General features: G+C 70.2%; 10 protein-coding genes. 6 read left to right on the plus strand and 4 right to left on the minus strand.

Annotated elements, in window-relative coordinates; all coding sequences use genetic code 11:
* Positions 1 to 49: 49 nt before the first annotated feature.
* The 5 genes from trxA to katG all read left to right on the plus strand — a co-directional run bounded on the left by trxA (position 50) and on the right by katG (position 9096).
* Positions 50 to 385 (plus strand): thioredoxin, encoded by a 336-nt coding sequence (gene trxA / locus H2041_RS08125; protein ID WP_293411453.1) that lies wholly within the window; start codon positions 50 to 52, stop codon positions 383 to 385.
* A gap of 644 nt (positions 386 to 1029) precedes the next feature.
* Complete coding sequence (locus H2041_RS08130; protein ID WP_293411455.1) at positions 1030 to 2226, plus strand: efflux RND transporter periplasmic adaptor subunit; 1197 nt, start codon at positions 1030 to 1032, stop codon at positions 2224 to 2226.
* Between the two features lie 2 nt (positions 2227 to 2228).
* The gene (locus H2041_RS08135) at positions 2229 to 5417 is read left to right on the plus strand and encodes a CusA/CzcA family heavy metal efflux RND transporter (protein ID WP_293411458.1); all 3189 of its coding nucleotides are present in this window, start codon (positions 2229 to 2231) and stop codon (positions 5415 to 5417) included.
* 115 nt (positions 5418 to 5532) lie between these two features.
* The gene (locus H2041_RS08140; RefSeq protein WP_293411461.1) at positions 5533 to 6510 is read left to right on the plus strand and encodes a nitronate monooxygenase family protein; all 978 of its coding nucleotides are present in this window, start codon (positions 5533 to 5535) and stop codon (positions 6508 to 6510) included.
* A 348-nt stretch (positions 6511 to 6858) separates the two neighbouring features.
* The gene (gene katG, locus H2041_RS08145) at positions 6859 to 9096 is read left to right on the plus strand and encodes a catalase/peroxidase HPI (protein ID WP_293411463.1); all 2238 of its coding nucleotides are present in this window, start codon (positions 6859 to 6861) and stop codon (positions 9094 to 9096) included.
* 59 nt (positions 9097 to 9155) lie between these two features.
* On the opposite strand, the gene H2041_RS08150 is transcribed toward katG, so the two are convergent.
* Both H2041_RS08150 and H2041_RS08155 read right to left on the minus strand, forming a co-directional pair.
* Positions 9156 to 9425 carry a hypothetical protein gene (locus H2041_RS08150; RefSeq protein WP_293411466.1) on the minus strand — a complete coding sequence of 90 codons (270 nt, stop codon included), beginning with the start codon at positions 9423 to 9425 and terminating at the stop codon, positions 9156 to 9158.
* Positions 9426 to 9493: 68 nt separating this feature from the next.
* Positions 9494 to 12823: a type ISP restriction/modification enzyme gene (locus H2041_RS08155; RefSeq protein ID WP_293411469.1), complete on the minus strand. Its 3330-nt coding sequence runs from the start codon at positions 12821 to 12823 to the stop codon at positions 9494 to 9496.
* 154 nt (positions 12824 to 12977) lie between these two features.
* Here H2041_RS08155 and H2041_RS08160 point away from each other — a divergent pair, with 154 nt between their 5' ends.
* Positions 12978 to 14609 carry an NAD(P)/FAD-dependent oxidoreductase gene (locus H2041_RS08160; RefSeq protein ID WP_293411472.1) on the plus strand — a complete coding sequence of 544 codons (1632 nt, stop codon included), beginning with the start codon at positions 12978 to 12980 and terminating at the stop codon, positions 14607 to 14609.
* An 18-nt stretch (positions 14610 to 14627) separates the two neighbouring features.
* Here the strand turns inward: H2041_RS08160 and H2041_RS08165 are convergent, their stop codons facing one another.
* Together H2041_RS08165 and accD are read right to left on the minus strand one after the other, a co-directional pair.
* Positions 14628 to 15947: a folylpolyglutamate synthase/dihydrofolate synthase family protein gene (locus H2041_RS08165; RefSeq protein WP_293411474.1), complete on the minus strand. Its 1320-nt coding sequence runs from the start codon at positions 15945 to 15947 to the stop codon at positions 14628 to 14630.
* Positions 15948 to 15977: 30 nt separating this feature from the next.
* Entirely contained in the window at positions 15978 to 16904 is a 927-nt protein-coding gene (gene accD, locus H2041_RS08170; protein WP_293411476.1) for an acetyl-CoA carboxylase, carboxyltransferase subunit beta, read from the minus strand.
* Between the last annotated feature and the right edge of the window lie 11 nt (positions 16905 to 16915).

Raw genomic sequence — 16915 nt, forward strand, 5'->3', positions numbered from 1 at the left:
CGAGAAGCGGCGGGCCGCGTTCCTGGCCGGCACGCATAGGGAGCTTTCCATGAGCACCGTCACCGTCACCGACGATTCCTTCGAGGCCGATGTCCTGCAGGCCCAGCGCCCCGTCCTTGTGGACTTCTGGGCCGAATGGTGCGGCCCCTGCAAGCAGATCGCCCCGGCGCTGGAGCAGATCGCCGCCGAGCTGGCGGGCCAGGTGACCATCGCCAAGCTGAACATCGAAGACAGCCCGACCACCCCCTCGCGCTACGGCGTGCGCGGCATCCCGACCATGATGCTTTTCAAGGACGGCCAGATGTCCTCGATGAAGGTCGGCGCCATGCCCAAGCAGAAGATCCTCGAATGGCTCTCCGAAGCTGGCGTTCAGCCGGCGGCGTGAGGCTGAGGGGCTGAGGCCTGAGAGATTGCGAAAGGGTCGGCGGAAGCCGGCCCTTTTTCGTTGGTGTGAGCGTCCGCGGCGTTGACTGGCCTTGGCTGCTCGCCCGGGACGCAACCGGCTCGCCCCGACCTCGGCTGCGCCCTCATCCTCCTCCCCCGAACGCGACTTGGCGGCGGCGTTTTGCTGAGGGGGCGCTGTTCGAGGTTTCTGCGTCTGTGCTATAGGCGCAATCGTGCCGCGCCCCTTTCAGAGTTCGCACGTCCTCGCCGCGCTCATCCTCATGATGGCCGCGCTCTTCGCCTTTTCACCGGTGGCGGAGGCGGTCGCCTGTGCGCCCGAGGCGCTGGGGCCGGCCGCTTTGGCAGAGACGGGGGTCACCGCCCACGTCCATTCGACGGGTGAAGAGAGCGGTCGCCCTGCCGCGGCGCATGGCTGTGCGCATGGCCATTGCCACTCGCCCGCGACGCCGCCGCAAGCGAGCTCTGAGCAGACATCCATGGCCAGAGCTTCGGCGCGGCTCAGCCCGCCGCCGGCGGCCTGCCTCCGCTCGACTCCGCCCGAGAGCCTGACCCGACCTCCCAGAGCCTGACGAACCGCGCATTGCGCGCGGCCCCCGTCATTGAAAACTCTCTGGGACCTTTCCGATGTTCTCATCTCATCGCCGGCCCGATGCGGCCGGCCCTGCGCCCTTCGACCGGCGCCGTCTGCTGGGCGGCGCCGCCGCCCTCCTGCTCGCCGCCGCCGGCGGCTTTGGCCTGGCGCGATGGACCCTGCCCGCCGCCGGGGCGCCCCCCGCCGAGTCCGAGGCGCCCGCCGACCCTCATGCGGACGAGGGCGAGGCCCTCCATGTGCCGCTCTCGGCGGAAGAGGCGGAGCGACTGGGCATCGTCATCGACTCGCCCACGCGCGCCGCAGGGGACCTGGCGACCCTGCCGGGACGGGTGGTCCTGTCTCCGGGCGCCGAGGCCGCTGTCGATGCGCCTGTGGCCGGGGTGGTGGTCGCCGTCCGGGTCGGGCCCGGCGACCGGGTCGCCAAGGGCGCGGCGCTCGCCACGATCCGCAGCGCAGAAGGGGCGGCGTCTCGCTCGGAGGTCGACGCCGCCGAAGCCGGGGCGATCGCCGCCCGGGCCGCCGAGCGGCGCGACCGCGCTCTCTTCGCCGACGGCTGGATTGCGGCCTCCCGGCTCGAGGTGACGGTGGCCGAGGCCCGCCGGGCCGAAGCCGAACTGCGTGCGGCGCGGGCGCGGGCGCAGACCTATGGCGCCCCCGATTCCGACGGGCTCCTGCAGATCCGCACCCCGATCGCCGGCGTGGTGACGGCGGTCAGCGTCGCGCCGGGCCAGGTGCTGCACGAGGAGGCGCTTCAGGTGGCCTCGGTGTCCGACGCGCGGCAGGTGGAGCTCGCCTTCCAGGCGCCGCCGCAATACGCCCACCGCATCGGCGTCGGCGATCGCCTTTCGGCCACGGCCCCCGGCGGCCGGACGCTTTCCGCGGTCGTGACCGCCGTCGCCCCGGCGGACACCGCGGGCGTCGCCCTGATCCGCGCCCGGAGCGAAGAGGGGCTTCCCCCGGTCGGCGCCGTCATGTCCGCCCGGCTGACCTCGGGGACCGGCGGCGTCCTCTCCGTCCCGCAGGACGCGCTCCAGACCCTGGACGGCGCGCCTTCGGTGTTCGTCTTCGACGGCGACGGGTTCAGCGCCAGACCCGTGACGCCGGGCGCGAGCTCCGGCGGGCGCGTGGAGATCGTGTCCGGCCTCCGGGGCGACGAGCGGATCGCCGCCCGCAACGCCTTCCTGCTCAAGGCCGAGCTCGGCCGGGGCGATGTGGAGCACGCGCACTGATCATGCTGGCTTCCATCATCGACGCCTCTGTGCGCTTCCGCTGGCTGATCGTCGTCCTGGCGATCGCCTTCGCGGCCTTCGGCCTTCGCGAACTTCTGCGTCTGCCGATCGACGCGGTGCCCGACATCACCAACCGCCAGGTCCAGGTGACCACCGTCGCCCCGGCGCTGGGTCCGGAGGAGGTCGAGCGGCAGGTCACCTTCCCCCTGGAAACCGCCCTGGCCGGCCTGCCGGGCCTGTCGGAGACGCGCTCGCTCTCCCGCCACGGCTTTTCGCAGATCACGGCCGTCTTCAGCGACCGCACCGACATCTATTTCGCCCGCAACCTGGTCAACGAACGCATCCAGGTGGCGGCGGCGGACCTGCCCGCCGGGTTAGCGCCCTCCATGGGCCCGGTGGTGACCGGCCTCGGCGAGGTCTTCATCTGGACGCTCGAGTTCGAAGGCCCGGCGGCCCGTTCCGGCGCGGCCTATGTCACCCCGGAAGGCGAGCGGCTGGTGACCGACGCCGAGAAGGCGACCTATCTGCGCACGGTTCAGGACTGGATCATCCGGCCCCAGTTGCTGACCGTGCCCGGCGTCGCCGGCGTCGATGTGATCGGCGGCTACGTCAAGGAGTACGCGGTTCATCCCGATCCCGCGCGTCTGGCCGCCTATGGCGTCGGCCTGGCGCAGCTGGTCGAGGCCCTGGAACATGCCAACCGCATCGCCGGCGCAGGCTATGTCAGTCGGGCCGGCGAAGCCTACATCGTGCGCGCCGACGCGCGGATCCGAACCCTGGAGGAACTGGCCACCACGCCCATCCTCAACCGGAGCGGACAGGTCGTCCGGGTGTCCGACGTCGCGACGGTCGAGATCGGCCGCGCCCCGCGCCTCGGCTCGGCCAGCGCCGACGGCCGGGAGACGGTGATCGGCACCGCCCTCATGCTGCAGGGGGAAAACTCGCGCGATGTGGCCCGCCGGACGGGCGAACGGCTGGAGGCTCTGGCCGCGAGCCTGCCGCCTGGCGTGGCCATCCGGCCGGTGCTGGATCGCACCGAACTGGTCGAAGCGACGATCCGGACGGTCGAGCACAACCTCGCGCTTGGCGCGCTGCTGGTGATCGTCGTGCTGTTCTTCGCGCTCGGAAACGTCCGGGCGGCCCTGATCACGGCGCTCGTCATCCCGCTCAGCTTCCTGTTCGCCGCCAGCGCCATGAACCGGTTCGGGATCAGCGCCAACCTGCTCAGCCTGGGCGCCCTGGACTTCGGGCTGATCGTCGACGGCGCCGTGGTGGTGATCGAGAACACACTGCGTCGGCTGGCGCTTCGTCGCGCCCAGGCCGGGCGCGCCCTGACCCTGGCCGAACGGCTGGAGGTCGCGGCGGCCGCCGCACGCGAGATGGCACGCCCCGCCGCCTTCGGTCAGGCCATCATCCTGCTGGTCTACGCCCCGCTGCTGATGTTCGAGGGCGTCGAAGGCAAGATGTTCGGCCCGATGGCCGGGACGGTGATGTTCGCCCTGCTCGGGGCCTTCGTGCTCAGCTTCACCTTCGTGCCCGCCATGGCGGCGCTGCTCGTCCGCGAACCGAAGGGCGGGCACGAGGAGACGCGGCTGGCCCGCGCCGCCCAGGCTCGCTACCGCCCGCTGATGGAAGGCGCCCTGGCGCGGCCCCGGTCGGTGCTGGTCGGCGCCGCGGTGGCGCTCCTGGCCGGCCTCCTGGCCTTCGCCTCCTTGGGCCGCGAATTCGTGCCCCAGCTCGATGAGGGGGACCTGCTCGTCCAGGCCATACGCCTGCCGTCCACCTCGCTCGAACAGAGCCAGGCCATGCAGTTCCAGGTCGAGCGCGCCCTCCTGGAGACGCCCGAGGTGGCGCACGTCTTCACGCGGACCGGGACGGCGGAGGTCGCCTCCGATCCGATGCCGCCCTCGATATCGGACACCTTCGTGATCCTGAAGGACCGCCCGCTGTGGCCCGATCCCCGGCTGCCGAAGGCCGAGCTCGTCGCGCGCCTGGAGGAGAGGCTCTCCGGCCAGATCGGCCAGAACTTCGAGTTCACACAGCCGATCGAGATGCGGTTCAACGAGCTCATCGCCGGCGTGCGCTCCGACGTCGCCGTGATGGTCTATGGCGACGACTTCGAGGAGATGGACAGGACCGCGCAGCAGGTGGCGGCGATCCTCGGGCGGATCGAAGGGGCGGCCGACATCCGCGTGGAGCAGGTGACCGGGCAGCCGACGCTCACCGCCAGCGTCGACCGCACGGCTGCGGCGTCTCTCGGCATCCACGCCTCCGACGCGGCCGACGCCCTGGCCATCGCCTTCGCCGGCCGCGCGGCGGGCCAGGTCTATGAAGGCGACCGCCGCTTCGACGTGGTCGTCCGTCTCGACGACGACCTCCGCGACGATCCGCTCGTCATGATGCAGCTGCCGGTGATGCCGGAGGAGGCCGAGGCGGGCGCGCCGACGACGCCCCTCTCTTCGGTGGCCAGGTTCGACGCCGCCGAAGGGCCGAACCAGATCAGCCGCTCCAACGGCAAGCGGCGGATGATCGTCCAGGTCAATGTGCGGGGCCGCGATCTGGGCGGGTTCGTCTCCGAAGCCCAGGCCCGGGTGGGCGCCGGGGTCCAGCCGCCGCCGGGCGGCTGGGTCGCCTGGGGCGGACAGTTCGAGAACCTGGAACGGGCGTCGCGTCGGCTGGCCCTGATCGTTCCGGCCGTCTTCCTGACCATCGCCGTGCTGCTAGTCCTGGCCCTGCGCTCGTGGAAGGACGCCCTGCTCGTCTTCGCCGGCGTCCCGCTGGCTCTGGTCGGCGGCGCCCTGGCGCTGGCGCTTCGGGGGATGCCGATGTCGATCACCGCGGCGGTGGGCTTCATCGCGGTGTCGGGCGTGGCCACCCTCAACGGGCTCGTCTTGATGCAGGCCATCCGCGGGCGGCTCCAGGAGGGTCTGGCGCCATCGCGCGCGGCGCTCGAGGGCGCGGTCGCACGGCTGCGGGCCGTCCTGACCACGGCGCTGGTGGCCGTTCTCGGCTTCGTGCCGATGGCCTTCGCCTATGGCCCGGGCTCGGAGGTCCAGAAGCCCCTAGCCACCGTCGTCATCGGCGGTCTGACGACAGCCACCGTGCTGACCCTGATCGTGCTTCCGGTCCTCTCATCCCTCTGGCTGAGAGCCGAAGCCCCTGCGACGGCCGTCCGCGAGGAGGAGCCTTGAGCCCTCCTCGCCGACGGGGCGGCGAACGGCGCCGCCCCATGCTCGCCCTTGCGCAGCCTCGCCATTCCGCGCACGACTCCGGCCCGAGGAAACACGCCCTTGGGAGGAGCCGACCATGAAGACCCGCATCACTGAACTGCTCGGGATCGAGCATCCGATCGTCCAGGGCGGCATGCACTATGTGGGCTTCGCCGAGATGGCCGCGGCGGTGTCGAATGCGGGGGGCCTCGGGATCATCACCGGCCTCACCCAGGGGACGCCGGAGAAGCTGACCGCCGAGATCGAGCGGTGCCGGGGGATGACCGACAAGCCGTTCGGGGTGAACCTGACCTTCCTGCCCTCGGTCACGCCGCCGGACTATCCGGGCTTCGTCGAGGCCATCGTCAAGTCGGGCGTCAAGGTGGTCGAGACCGCGGGCAACAATCCGCAGAAGTACCTGCCGGCCCTGAAAGAGGCGGGCATCAAGGTGATCCACAAGTGCACGGCGGTCCGCCACGCGCTGAAGGCCCAGGCCATCGGCTGCGACGCGGTCAGCGTCGACGGCTTCGAATGCGGCGGCCATCCGGGCGAGGACGACGTGCCGAACTTCATCCTGCTGCCCCGGGCGGCCGAGGAGCTGGAGATCCCCTTCCTGGCCTCGGGCGGCATGGCCGACGGCCGCTCGCTGGCCGCCGCGCTCTGCCTGGGCGCCGACGGGATGAACATGGGCACCCGCTTCATCGCCACGCAGGAAGCGCCCGTGCACCCCAATGTGAAGCAGACCCTGGTCGACGCCAGCGAGCTGGACACCCGGCTGATCATGCGGCCCCTGCGCAACACCGAGCGGGTGCTGAACAACGCCGGGGTGGAGCGCCTGCTGGCCAAGGAGAAGGAACTCGGCTCCGCCATCACCTTCGCCGACATCGCGCCGGAGGTGGCCGGCGTCTATCCGGCCATCATGCGCGACGGCGACATGGACGCCGGCGGCTGGTCCTGCGGCATGGTCGCCGGCCTGATCCACGACATCCCGACCGTGAAGGCGCTGATCGACAGGATCATGGCCGAGGCCGAGGCCATCCTGCGGCGGCGCGTGGGCCAGTTCGAGCTGGCCTAGGCTTCATCCCATCGTCACCCTGGGCCTTGCGCCCAGGGTCCCTGGCGCCGCTCGCACCTGCCCTCGACAGGGACCCTCGGGACGAGCCCGAGGGTGACGAAGGGTGTTGAGGCGCAAAGCCCCTCCCCCTTGCGCGGCGGCGGCGTGAAATCTGGGTGACATCTCGCAGCGCCGCGGGGTCCGCTGCGGCGCGGGAAGCTTCGGATTCCATTGATCTATCTATGGCGACGCTTCGATCCATAGATTTCGCCACTGCCGGCCATCAAGTCTTTCGTTTTGCCAGCGGCTTCACGCTGCGCCCAAGCTCCCTCCAGACGCGACAAACGGCCGCGACCCAAGGAGGACGAGATGGACGACGCGACCCCCCGAGATCCGCTTAGCGACCCGCGCAAGGAGCCCGCGGCCCTGCGCGCCCTGCTCGGGCGCACCAACCGCGACTGGTGGCCCAACCAGCTGTCGCTGGACATCCTCCACCAGCACGGGCTGCACGGCGACCCGATGGGCGACGACTTCGACTATCCGAAGGCGTTCCAGAAGCTGGACTATGCGGCCCTGAAGGCGGACCTGACCAAGGTGATGACCGACAGCCAGCCCTGGTGGCCGGCCGACTATGGCCATTACGGCCCCTTCTTCATCCGCATGGCCTGGCACAGCGCCGGCACCTACCGCACCGGCGACGGCCGCGGCGGGGCCAACAGCGGCAACCAGCGCTTCGCCCCGCTGAACTCCTGGCCCGACAACGCCAATCTGGACAAGGCCCGGCGCCTGCTGTGGCCGGTGAAGAAGAAGTACGGCGCCCAGATCTCCTGGGCCGACCTGATGATCCTGGCCGGCAATGTGGCCATCGAGAGCATGGGCGGCCCGGTCTTCGGCTTCGGCGGCGGCCGGCGCGACATCTTCGAGCCCGAGAAGGACATCTACTGGGGCACCGAGGAGCAGTGGGTCGGCCAGGAAGGCAATCTGACCCGCATCGACGAGGAGTCCGGCCGGGCGCTGGAGAACCCGCTGGCGGCCATCCAGATGGGCCTGATCTACGTCAATCCGGAAGGCCCGGGCGGCGTGCCCGATCCGCTGAAGTCGGCCCGCGACATCCGCATCACCTTCGCCCGCATGGGGATGAACGACGAGGAGACCGTCGCGCTCACCGCCGGCGGCCACACCTTCGGCAAGTGCCACGGGGCGGGCGACGCCTCCAAGGTGGGCGCCGAGCCCGAGGGCGCCGACATCGCCCAGCAGGGCCTGGGCTGGACCTCCAGCCACGAGAGCGGCATGGGCGACCACACCATCACCAGCGGCCTGGAAGGCGCCTGGACGCCCACGCCCATCCAGTGGACGAACAACTACTTCCGCATGCTGTTCGAGTACGACTACGAGCTGGTCAAGAGCCCGGCCGGCGCGTGGCAGTGGCAGCCCAAGAACCAGAAGCCCGAAGACATGGCGCCCGGCGCGCACAGCCCGGACAAGCGCCTGCCGACCATGATGACCACGGCGGACATGGCCTTCAAGATGGACCCGGAATACCGGAAGATCTCGGAGCGGTTCTACAAGAACCCCGACCAGTTCGCCGACGCCTTCGCCCGGGCCTGGTTCAAGCTGTGCCACCGCGACATGGGGCCGAAGTCCCGCTACTACGGCCCCGAGGTGCCGGCCGAGGACCTGATCTGGCAGGACCCGATCCCGGCCGCGGACCATCCCATCATCGAGGCCGGCGACATCGAGACCCTGAAGTCGATGATCCTGGACTCCGGCCTGTCGACAGCCGAGCTCGTCTCCACCGCCTGGGCCTCGGCCTCGACCTATCGCGGGTCCGACCACCGGGGCGGCGCCAACGGCGCGCGCATCCGCCTGGAGCCGCAGAAGAACTGGGACGTCAACGAGCCCGAGAAGCTGGCCCGCGTCCTCTCCGCCCTGGAGAAGATCAAGGCCGACTTCGACGGCCAGGCCTTCGGCGGCAAGAAGGTCTCCCTGGCCGACCTGATCGTGCTGGCCGGCGGCGTGGGCGTGGAGCAGGCGGCCAAGGCCGCGGGCCACAACATCACCGTGCCCTTCAGCCCGGGCCGCACGGACGCGAGCGCAGAACAGACCGACGCCGAGAGCTTCGAGGTGCTCGAGCCCAAGGCCGACGGCTTCCGCAACTATCTCTCGGTGCGCTTCAGCGTGCCGACGGAAGAGCTGCTGGTCGACCGCGCCCAGCTGCTGGGGCTGTCGGCGCCGGAGATGACAGTGCTGGTGGGGGGCTTGCGCGTCCTGGGCGCCAACCACGGCGGGCAGAAGCATGGCGTCCTGACCGACCGCCCGGGTCAGCTGACCAACGACTTCTTCGTCAACCTGCTCGACATGGGAACGGCCTGGAAACAGGTCGACGACCGCGGCGACGAGGTCTTCGTCGGCACGGACCGGGCGAGCCACGAGGAGAAGTGGACGGCCACCCGCACCGACCTCGTCTTCGGCTCCAACTCCCAGCTCCGCGCGATCTCGGAGGTCTACGCCGCCGACGACGCCAAGACGAAGTTCGTCAACGACTTCGTCGCCGCCTGGACGAAGGTGATGAACGCCGACCGCTTCGACCTGAAGCGGGCCGCGTAAGCGCTCCGGAGCAAGCGGGGAGTCTCGCGAGGGGCCGGCAAAAGCCGGCCCCTTTGTCCCTAGGCGACGCGGGTCTGGTCCGCCCCTTCCAACCGGGCGACCTCGGCCACAAACGCTGCGCAGAGCGCATCGCGTTCGGCGTCCGGCAGCCAGCGCGACATCTGCGGGAAGACGGTGCGCCAGAACCGCAGCTCCTTGGGCGAGAGCGGCATGATCTGGCTGCCCTGCAGCTGCGCCAGGACAGCCGACAGCTTCGGCCGAACATCCTCCGGCGTGGGCAGCTTCGCCTTGGGCGCCGGCGGCGGGCCAAACATGTCGAGCTGGGACATTTGAAAATGCTGTCCGATTCGGGACGCCCAGGGAATCGGCGGCCGTCGCTTGCCCACAGAAATTCCCGCTACGAGACCTCGACGTCGACCACATGCGACCGGCGCGGCAGCGTCGCCGGCGGGCGGCGCGCCTCTGCGGCGGGGGTCGGGAGCTGGCTGGCCTCGATGAGCGGACCGTCGCAAATGCGCTCCAGCAGATCGGCCAAGGCGGGCTCCTCATCGAGGGTCAGAGTCAACACGCGCACCAGATCGAGCAGTTCGTCGTTCCACGCGTCGGCCCATTGCGTGGGGCGAATGGCGTCGAGTTCGCTGCTGGAGGATGCGGCGCGACCGGCGCCTTTCGCGGTCCGATAGGCCAGCCATTTGCTCAGCACCGGCATGCCGCTCACCTCGAAGGCCCAGACCTCCGGCCGAACACCGGTCAAAACGCCATCAGCGATGTGAAGCGCCTGAGCCTCGGGATCGTAAGTCACCTCACCGCCGTCCCTGGGGATGCGCCCCACCGCCGCCGCCCACTCGACGCCTTCGAGAGGCGGCACATACCGACCGCGGCCGTCTTCCGTGGATGTGAAGCGCTCGGCGAAGGTGTGGAGCCACAGGCGTCGCCGACCGATGTCGACCGCCTCCGCCCACAGGCCCGCATCGGCGGTGATCGGCGCCCGTAGCCCCGCCGTCTGCAGCGCCTCAGCGAACCGGGTCTGGTAGGCGGTCGTGCTCAGCAGGGCGTAGACATAGGCGGCGACATCCTCGACCGTGGGCGGTTCAATTCCCAGGGCCTGAGACAGGGCTTCGCCCAATCCCGCGGTGAGATTGGGCTCCTGCGCCGCGGCGTCGCGCCAGAGGGGGATGACATCTTTCCCACCATGACTCCCGCGGAAATGGTGGAGGTCTGGGACATAGGCTGAAGCCGTCAGCGCAGGACCGCCTCCGACCCTCCCAGTCAGCAGCGACGTGAGAAAAACCTGACGATCAGACATGCTCTGCCAAAGCGAGGGACTCTCAGTCTTCGCCAGCCGCGGGTCCTCGATCGCCCACTGGCGATCAAAGCTTCGGAAGCCGTACCGGCGGAACGGCTCCGGCGGGGAGGCTGCTGTCGTGTCACTCAGACGGGGATAGCCCTCCACCCGTGTTTCGACATTGCGTCCGGAGTTGGCCGTGTAGAAGAGCAAGGGCTTTTCGTCCCTTGGCGCCTCTGCGAGCCGACGCCATCGGTCCCCCAGCGCCTCCGCCGTCGGCGCCACCGGCCAGGTGCGGCCGAACTTGCACCCCGGCTGCTGCCACGGGAAAAGATCGGTGATCAGCGGCATCGCGGTCCATTCCGCATCGCCCGTGGGCGGCGCAAATGGGGCCATCCAGTCCGACGGACCGGTCGCCCATTCGCCGGCCATCGGATCGACCGCAGACGCCATCTGCGCCACGGCGTCCAGCTTCTGGTCGGCCGTCCCTCGCACGCGCCGATAGTGGACGTCGGCCGGCCGCGCCCGGTCCGACGCGCCATCGCGCGCCATCACCACCACCGCCACCGGCGTCTCGATGGCGAAGACGTTCTCTTCGGGATTGGCGCCGTGATTGTCGCCGCCGAGATCGATCACCCAGATATCGTCCGCCAGTTCGCGCGCCAGCTTTCGCAAGCCCACAAATCCTGGGCCCGTCAGCCAGCTGGCCCCGGTGATGAAGGCGACGACCCCCGGCCCGGCGCCGTGCGCCTCGAACGCCTTCCACAGCGCCCAGCGCCAGAAATAGACGTAGAGATTATAGAGGCTGGCGTGGTGGCTGAAGATCGTGTGCTCGCGCGCCACATCCAGAATGTCGTCGAACAGGCTCTTTCCCGTGGCCCGGCCAGGCACGGCGCCGTCCAGCACCCAGCCGCCCGAGCCACGGCCCTGGATCTCCCGCTCCACCCGCCGATAGGGCGGATTTCCGATGACCACCGTGACCTGCTGTTCGAGCTTGATCTGCTGTGCGCGCAGCTGCTCGGCCGCCAGAACCTCGGCGTCGCCGAAGAACTCGGCCTGATGCGGCGGCTGGTAGGGCGATTCAAGCGTGTCCGTCAGCACGACCTGCGCCGTCGTCGGCTCAGCGCCCTCTCCGCGCAGTTCCGTGAGCCGCTGGCCCAACCGGAGATGAGCCACCGAATAGGGGCCGGGCAGCAGCTCGAAGGCGAACAGCGACCGGGCAAGGTTGGCCGACGCCTGTTCCGGGCCAGCGGCCCCGCGGACCGCCCGTGCGCGCTCGGCGGCCTTGTCGATCACAGCCAGGGGGAAGGCGCCCGAACCCGCCGCGGGATCGAGGGTGACCACGGCCGGATCAGCGAATCCCAGCCGGCGGCCGAATCGTTCGCTCAGCAGGTGATCGACCATGTTGGTCATCGCCCGCACGATGGCGATGGGCGTGTAATAGACCCCGGCCTGCCGGCGTTCGTCGGGATCGTAGGCGGCGAGGAAGTCCTCATAAAAGTAAAGCCAGGGCTCGCCCCGCGTGTCGGCGCTGGCGTTCACCCGGTCGGGCTGGATGGCGCTGATCAGGGTCTCGAGCGCGCCGACCTCCACCGCGACGGCCTCTGCGAGCGCCGCCTTGTCCATGAGCGGCGCGAAGGCGGCCGCCAGCACCGGGTTCGTCTGACGAAGGGCGTTGCGAGCTTCGCCAATCGTGATGAAGCCGTCATGGTCGGCGTCGGCGTCTCGCGGACTGAGGGCGGCGATGACCATCCCATAGGCGAGGACCTGAGAGACGCCATCGGCGAAATCGCGCACCGAGCCGGTCGGTTGGACATGTTGGCGCCAAGCTCGGTAGCCTCCCTTCGCGGCCTCGGCGGCTGGACCGGATTGGTCGACCAGCCAGAGGAGCCGGTCTCGCAGGTCCGCTGTGCGGTGGGCGAGGCGGGTCGAGAGGTCTCGGACACTGACCACCGGCGAGGGATCGAGTTCGATGAACAGCCCGAGCAGCCGGATCAGCCCCTCAGCCTTCCAGCCGTCAGGGTCCTCATAGGGAAGATCGGCCGGCCCATCATAGGGCTCGCCGTTTCGATAGATCTGCGCCCTGACGCCATTGCATACGATGAGGATCTCCGCCTCCACGGACATTCGGCCCCACTGCCGGGCGTTGCGTCCCGACCAAGTCGAGACATCGACGGAGATCGAAGGCGCCTTGAGTTCGACAAAGCCCTTCTGCCGGCTGGAGCCGCCACGGGTCACAATAGCGGCGAAGTCCGGCCTAACCCCCTCCAGGCGCGTCTCTCGGACGAGGTTCAGGGTTCCCAGCCCCGCGACATCCGCCAGAGCGCAAAACAGATTGCTTACCGGCGTGGTGAGCTGAGCCTCTTCTTCTGCGTTCAAGGCGCCGCGGGCGGCGGCATGGACGGAATCGAAGTAGCGGCGCGCGAGGTCCTGAACGGTCATAGGCTCAGCTTATGGCGCGTCATCTCACCACGGAAGAGCGCGCCGTTGCGCCGGTGCGCGGCCCGGTCGTAGGAGGGCGGCGGCGACCCCACGACTGGGCTCGCGGCGTCGCAACCCCGTGCGCGCCGCGCCGCCAGGCGCTATCTAGGCGGCCATGTTGCGGATTTCCGAACTCAAGCTGCCGCTGGACCATGCGCCGGGGGACCTGCCGGCGGCGATCGCCGCGCGGCTGGGCTTGGCCGAGGCTGAGCTTCTGTCGTGGTCGGTGTGGAAGCGGGCGCATGACGCGCGGCGGAAGTCCGCCATCCTGAAGGTCTATATCGTCGATGTGGCGGTGGCGGACGAAGCCGCCGTGCTCAAGCGGTTCGAAGGCGACCCGCATGTGCGCGCCACGCCCGACACCGCCTATCGCCCCGTGGCCCGCGCGCCGGCCGGCCAGGGCCTGCGGCCCGTGGTGGTGGGCGCGGGCCCCTGCGGCCTCTTCGCCGGGCTGATCCTGGCCGAGATGGGCTTTCGCCCCATCATCCTCGACCGCGGCAAGGTGGTGCGCGAGCGGACCAAGGACACCTGGGGGCTTTGGCGGCGCAGCGAGCTGAACCCGGAATCCAACGTCCAGTTCGGCGAGGGCGGGGCCGGCACCTTCTCGGACGGCAAGCTCTACAGCCAGATCAAGGATCCCCGCTTCCTCGGCCGCAAGGTGCTGACCGAGTTCGTGGAAGCCGGCGCGCCGCCGGAGATCCTGACCGAGGCCCACCCCCACATCGGCACCTTCCGCCTGGTGACCATGGTCGAGTCCATGCGGGCCAAGATCGAGGCGCTGGGCGGCGAGTACCGCTTCGGCCAGCGCGTCGCCGACTTTGAATTCGCCCGCGGCGCGGACGGGACAAAGGTGCTGCGGGGCCTGCACCTGCACACCGGCGAATTCCTGGAGGCCGACCAGGTGGTGCTGGCCATCGGCCACTCCTCGCGCGACACCTTCGAGACGCTCTACGACCGCGGCGTCCACATCGAGGCCAAGCCCTTCTCCATCGGCTTCCGCATCGAACATCCGCAGTCCTGGATCGACCGGGCCCTGTTCGGCCCCTGCGCCGGCCACCCGGATCTAGGGGCTGCCGCCTATTCCCTGTCGCACCACTGCGGCAACGGGCGGACGGTCTATTCCTTCTGCATGTGCCCGGGCGGCACGGTGGTGGCCGCGACCTCCGAGCCCGGCCGCGTCGCGACCAACGGCATGAGCCAGTATTCGCGCAACGAGCGGAACGCCAATTCCGGCTTCGTGGTGGGGATCAGCCCGGCCGACTATGGGAGCGACCATCCGCTGGCGGGCGTCGAACTGCAGCGCCGGCTGGAGAGCGCGGCCTTCGTCGCCGGCGGCGGCGACTATTTCGCGCCGGGCCAGCGGGTAGGCGACTTCCTGGCCGGCCGCCCCTCGGCCGCACTCGGCGAGGTGATCCCCAGCTACCGCCCGGGCGTTCGTCCCACCGACCTCGCCCCGCTCATGCCGGCCTATGTGATCGAGGCCATGCGCGAGGCCCTGCCCGTCTTCGGCCGCAAGATACCCCGCTATGACGATCCGGACGCCGTGCTGACCGGCGTGGAGACCCGCACCTCCGCCCCTCTGCGCATCACGCGTGGCCCCGACTTCCAGAGCCTGAATGTCCGCGGCCTGTTCCCGGCCGGCGAAGGGGCGGGCTATGCCGGCGGCATCCTCTCGGCCGCCGTCGACGGCATCAAGGTCGCCGAGGCGGTGGCGAGAGCGATCGTCGGCGAGGCGCAGGCGGCGTGAGGCGGCTGGGCGCGCGCCTCAGCGCGGCCAGGTTTCCGGGTCCAGGGCCAGGACTTCGCCGGCGAAGTGGAGGCCGCCGCAGATCAGGATGTGCGGGGGCGTGGTCGCCGCAGCCAGCGCGGCTTCCAGGGCGGCCTTGGCGTCCGCCGCGGTCTCCGCCGTCAGCCCCGCGGCGCGGGCGGCTTCGGCGATCTCCTGCGCCGGCGCGGCGTTGGGGCTGTCGAAGCTGGTGGCGTAGACGCTGGGCTTGAGGTCGGCGAAGGGGGCGAAGAAGCCCACGGCGTCCTTGCGGGCGAACATGGCGCTGATCAGGACCACGGGCCGCGGATCGCGGGCGACGAGGCGGCCGACCGCCTGGGCCAGCGCCGCGCCCGCATGCGGATTGTGGCCCCCGTCCAGCCAGAGATCGACCCCGGCGGCGCTCGCCATGGCGCCAAGATCGCCCTCGCGCAGGCGCTGGAAGCGGGCGGGCCAATAGGCCGACGCCACGCCGCGGGCGATGGCGTCCTCGTCGATCCGCGGATGGGCCAGGGTGAGCATGGCGGCCGCCGCCAGACCGGCGTTGTCGAACTGGTGGGGCCCGAAGAGGGAGGGCGGCGGCAGGTCGAGCAGGCGGTCCTCCGCCTGGACCAGCAGGCGGCCGTTGGCCTCCCAGGCGTCGAAGTCCCGGCCCATCAGGCTCATGGGGGCGGAGAGCTTTTCCGCCTCGGCCTCGATGACCGCCAGCGCCTCCTCCATCTGGCGCGCGACGACCACGGGACGGCCCTGCTTGATGATCCCCGCCTTTTCCCAGGCGATCTTGGGAAGCTCCGGGCCCAGCATCTCCAGGTGGTCGTAGTCCACCGGCGTGATGACGCTGAGCGCCGGGGCGTCGAAGATGTTGGTGGCGTCGAACCGGCCGCCCAGACCCACCTCGATCAGACAGAGATCGGCCGGGGTCTGCGCAAAGGCGTGCAGGGCCAGCACGGTGGAGATCTCGAAGAAGCTGATCGGCTCGCCCGCATTGGCGGCCTCCACCTCGTCGATCAGGGCGTCGAGCGCCGCGTCGGTGATCAGCTCGCCCGCCACGCGGATGCGCTCGGCGAAGCGGACGAGGTGGGGCGAGGTGAGCGCATGGACCTTCAGGCCCGCCGCCTCGGCGATGGCGCGCATATAGGCCACCGTCGAACCCTTGCCGTTGGTGCCGGCCACATGGATCACCGGCGGCAGGCGCCGCTCCGGATGGTCCAGCGCCGCCAGCAGGCGCTCCACCCGGCCGGTGGTCAGGTCGATCAGGCTGGGGTGGTTGGCGCGCAGGCGCGCGATCACCGCATCGGAGGCGCGGATCGGGTCATACATCGGCGGGGCGGCCCTTGCAGGGGTTCGGCGTCAGGCGGCTTTCGAAGAGGCGCGCCCCATCATCAGAGTCTTGAGGATCGAACCCAGCACCTTGGGGATGTCGGGCCGCGAGACGACCTTGTCGACCATGCCCCGCTCCATCAGGAACTCCGAGCGCTGGAAGCCCGGCGGCAGAACCTCGCGGATGGTCTGCTCGATCACCCGGCGGCCGGAGAAGGCGATCATGGCGTTAGGCTCGGCCAGGTGGACATCGCCCAGCATGGCGAAGGACGCGGTCACCCCGCCCGTGGTCGGGTCGGTCAGGACCACGATATAGGGCAGGCCCGCGGCGTTCAGTTCGTTGATGGCCAGAGTCGTGCGCGCCATCTGCATCAGGGAGAGGGTGCCCTCCTGCATGCGCGCCCCGCCCGAGGCGGTGAAGATGACGAAGGGGATCTGGCGCTCCAGCGCCTCCTTGGCGGCCCGGATGAAGGTCTCGCCCGCGGCCATGCCCAGGGACCCGCCCATGAAGGCGAAGTCCTGGACCACGACCACCGTCTCCTGGCCCTGGATCTTCCCCACGCCGATGGCCATGGCGTCCTGCTCGCCGGTCGCCTTGCGGGCCGCCTTCAGCCGGTCGTGATAGGGCCGGTCGTCGGGGAACTTCAGCGGGTCTTCCACCACCGACGGCGTGGCGATGCGTTCGAATGCGCCGTCGTCGAAGGTGATCTTCAGCCGATCCTTGGCGCCGACCCGCATATGGTGGCCCGAGGGCGTGACCCAGAGCGCGGCCTCCAGGTCGGGGCGATAGATCATCTCGCCGGTCTCGGGGCACTTGACCCAGAGGTTCTCGGGCGTCTCGCGCTTGGCGAAGGGGTTGCGCACGCCCGGCGCGATGCGGGACAGCCATCCGCCGCCGGAAGAGCCCTGGGGCTTGCTCTGCGGCTTGGCCGGCTTGTCGTTCTTCTGGTCCGCCATTGGGTTCGCCC

The organism is Phenylobacterium sp., assembly GCF_013911965.1.
Taxonomy (GTDB): domain Bacteria; phylum Pseudomonadota; class Alphaproteobacteria; order Caulobacterales; family Caulobacteraceae; genus Phenylobacterium.